Genomic DNA, 3,860 nt, shown 5'->3' on the forward strand with positions numbered 1-3,860 from the left:
TAAAGTTCCTAAGCTTGCCCTTCTTAGAAAATCTCTCCTCCCCACATTCGATATTAAAGCTTCATTTTTCATATTATTCTGGGCTGGATTTATCATTAATTCGAAGCACTTGCTTCCAAATTTTCTATATGTTTATTTAATTCCGCAGCTGACCAAGGATAAACCCTACCTTGAGTAGTCACTCGCATGCCTCCTACTGTTCTTCTTGAAACTGGAGTCGCTTGATTTCCCCACTCATTTCGTATGTAAGTCAGAATAGCAGCTATACTTGAATCATCCATCGTAGAATGTGCCGGCATCACCGGAAGAATTTCGGGAGAATCATATTTTTTCCCATCCACTTCTATCGGACCCTCAATACCATGTAATAAAATCAATGAAAGTCTTTTATCATCTCCTAAAACCCATTCTGAATTTACCAGAGGAGGTCCCATCCTATTTGCTCCCCTTCCATTTGCACCATGACAACTTGCACAACTAACCAAAAACTTCTGTCTGCCTTCTGCAAACTGCTTCATGGATTCTTCATCCAAAGTTCCTGTGGAAATTGTCGCTTCTTTTGGGTCAAAACCAGGCCAAGAAAACATACTTTTTAACATCTCAATTCTATTGGCTTCCAAAGGCAAATCATTTCGAAGTAAAATTGCAGGCTCTGAATTGAATGCTACAAATCCTTTTTCAGGAGAATTTGCAGATTGAATGGCCAGAGATGCCAAAACAGCCTGCTCCTTCCATCCTAATTCAGGTTGGTCAACTAGGGCAAGGAGGTCTTTTATCTCTTTTTCACTTGCTTTTTTCACAATAGCGGCTGTTAGCATTTCCAAAAATATTTCTTGCTCAGATTGATTATTTCCACATTCCTCCGATTGCCAAGTAGACTTAAGGAATTCAAATTCCCTATTAGCCAAACTACTCATAACGGCATCTCGAATCAAAGCATCTTGTCCGCGTTTCCTTAATAATTTTGATAAAATAATCTGAGCATCCTGATTACCAACAGCGAAAGAACTCAAGGCTAGTTGTAAATCCAATGTCTCATCGGCAGTTTCAACCAACTGGATCATCCGTTTACCCAATTTGCCTTTGAGCTCAGTGTTATTTTCTGCTTTCTCATCTAAAATTCTTAAAGCCGAACTCTGCATAAGTTCGCTCTTATTATTTAGGAGCTCAAAAAGGAAATCACTTTCTGCCTGACCCATTCCTTCCAATGTCCAGAGTGCGTGAAAAGAGCCTAATTCATTAGATGGATTTAATATCAATTCCTTTAATTCCGGAACAATAGATAAGTCCTTTTTTTCAACTAAAATTCTTTGCGCTAAATCTCTGTACAAACCATCTTGATGAGATAGGAATCCTACTAACTCAGAACTGGATTTTGTGGATAGCTTTTCTACTTTTTTAGGACTCTCATTTTCAGGAACTATTTTCCAAATCCTCCCCATGTGAATTGGAGCATCAAGTTTTCTTTTGAGAGTTTGCTCTTTCAAATACTCAGTCATGTAAGCAAAGTGTTGGACTATGCCATGGTACATATCTACAATGTATAAAGCCCCATCAGGACCAATGGTACCATGAACTGGCCTAAATCTTTCATCTGTAGAAGCTAAAAATTCTCTACCGGGATTTGGATCATTTGCCTCTAATAAGTTTCCACTTTCAGTTACTGCATTCCGTTTTACAAGATTCCCGGCATTCTCCATTACGAATATATTTCCAGCATATTCTTCCGGAAATAAAGAGCTTCTATATACAATTGGTGAGCAGGCAGAAGTAAACTCCAATAGCCTTCCCTGTTCATCTAAAGTCCCTGGAATATATCCTCTATTGATAGCAAGATTAGATCTAATGGGATAAATTCTGCGATCAATTGTTAATCCATGGTCTATTCCCGTCGATGGAGTGTGATTTGGGTTTCGTGAAAGATAATTTGCAGGAACTAGGTCACCGTGTAGTTGGGACCAATTGTAATTGTATATCAAACGACCTTTATCATCTTGAGATATTCCCCATTGACCACGGAATTCAGTGCTGTCCCGAATCCATTTATCGTCCTCCAATTTATATCTGAGCCTGGACTTAGCACTGTAATACCAATTATCTATGTTTCTCACAAAGCCATTATCCGTATGTTCAACCACCCCATTACTTGAGTAAGTTGAATCCAACAACACCTTAGAATCTGCTTTCAAATCTCCATCTAAATCCTTGGTCACCCACAGTGCATTATTTTCAGCAACCAAAGCACCTCCTGAAAACAATCCTAAAGATCGGGGCATAATCAGACTATCGAGATAAATGGTTGATTTATCCATTCCACCATCTCCATTTAAATCTTCTAAAATGGAAATCCTACCAAGTGGTTTATCCTCATTGCTTCCCTCTATATCTGTCATATAGCCGCGCATTTCTACAACCCAGAGTCTACCATCTTCATCAAATTGGATGGCGACAGGTTCCTGAACCATAGGTTCGGCTGCCACCAATTGAATCTCAAACCCAGGTTCCAATTGAAAAGATTTCAGCTCCTCTTCCGGTGATTTTGGAGGGGAAATTGCACTCGGGTCATCTTTTGGAGGATTAGAGCAAGAAATAATCAACAGCATCAATAAACTGACGCTTGTTAAATGGTTAATTGACATGGGTAAATCTTGGGTTATTCAAGTGCCCAATCTATACATTGAAAATTCAATTTTATAAAAAAGGCACACCTCCTAATTTGAAACTTATTCAATGGATTCACAAGCTTATTTCACTAAACGGTTCAATTATTTTAGACTTTTTTACAATTAAAAAAGATCCCAGAACAATTATTTATCCCTTTTGAAGGCTATTTTAAAAAGCAAACTCTATTCTTGATCGACTACTCCAAAAGATCGCTATGCTATTTTTTTTAAGCTTATGGATGATATGGGCCTATTGATGCAGTACTATTCATGGATCGATTCTCAAAAGATGCAGGAATTGCTACTTCATTGCTGGGAAATTTCCGTAGGCATTTGTAGGAAATGCTTCAACCTGTGTTAGTTATTTTCATGATGGTACGATCAGTAAAGTCCATAACAAAGAAGTAGTGGCCGGATGAAATAAATAAAGCAATACAAATTTGGCTAAACTCAATCAGAGAACATCCCTACCTTTGTGGAAACTAATTAGAGATGAAGTTTTCCAAACTAGGATTAAATAATGAATTGCTCAAAGCAATTGAAAAAGCCAATTATAAAGACCCTTATCCAATTCAAATTGAAGCGATTCCAGCACTTTTAGACCAGAGGGACATATTGGGAATTGCACCTACCGGTTCCGGAAAAACAGCTTCTTACATACTTCCCATACTTCAACTTTTACAAGAAAAAAAGGAAAACAGGAGTAGAAATATCCCAGTTTTAGTTTTGGTACCAACAAGGGAATTGGCATCACAAGTGGCACAAGTAGCTGACAATTTTTCCAGATTTCTAAAAAGAAGAGTTAAGACTGTTGCTGTCTTTGGAGGAGTATCCATCAATCCACAAATGATGAAAATGAACGGGACCGATATCTTGGTCGCCACTCCAGGTAGATTATTGGACTTACTTTCCAAAAACTCTCTTTCCCTTTCTGAAGTCCAAGTACTTGTCATGGATGAAATGGATAAAGTTTTAAACATGGGTTTTAGAGAGGAAGTAAATCAAATTCTCTCTGAACTTCCCAAAAAGCGTCAAAACGTTCTTTTTTCGGCAACGATGGACGAAACGCTGGAAGGAATGATCGAATCATTACTAAAAGACCCAAAAAGGATTTCTGTAAAACCGGCTGAAGTTGAGATAGACCTTATTGATCAATATGCCTATCGGGTAAGCGCAGAGAAAAAAGGCCCATTATTG

At 38.1% G+C, this 3,860-nt stretch carries 2 protein-coding genes; one reads left to right on the forward strand and one right to left on the reverse strand.

Translation table 11 applies throughout. From position 1 onward, the window contains the following. Window positions 1-95: 95 nt before the first annotated feature. Entirely contained in the window at window positions 96-2,639 is a 2,544-nt protein-coding gene (locus Q0L68_RS17565; protein WP_296705566.1) for a c-type cytochrome, read from the reverse strand. A 516-nt stretch (window positions 2,640-3,155) separates the two neighbouring features. On the opposite strand from Q0L68_RS17565, the gene Q0L68_RS17570 reads away from it, so the two are divergent. Continuing rightward, the coding region (locus Q0L68_RS17570) for a DEAD/DEAH box helicase (protein WP_296705567.1) at window positions 3,156-3,860 on the forward strand (705 nt) is incomplete at its 3' end.

It is taken from the genome of Algoriphagus sp. (assembly GCF_024642405.1).
Lineage (GTDB): Bacteria > Bacteroidota > Bacteroidia > Cytophagales > Cyclobacteriaceae > Algoriphagus.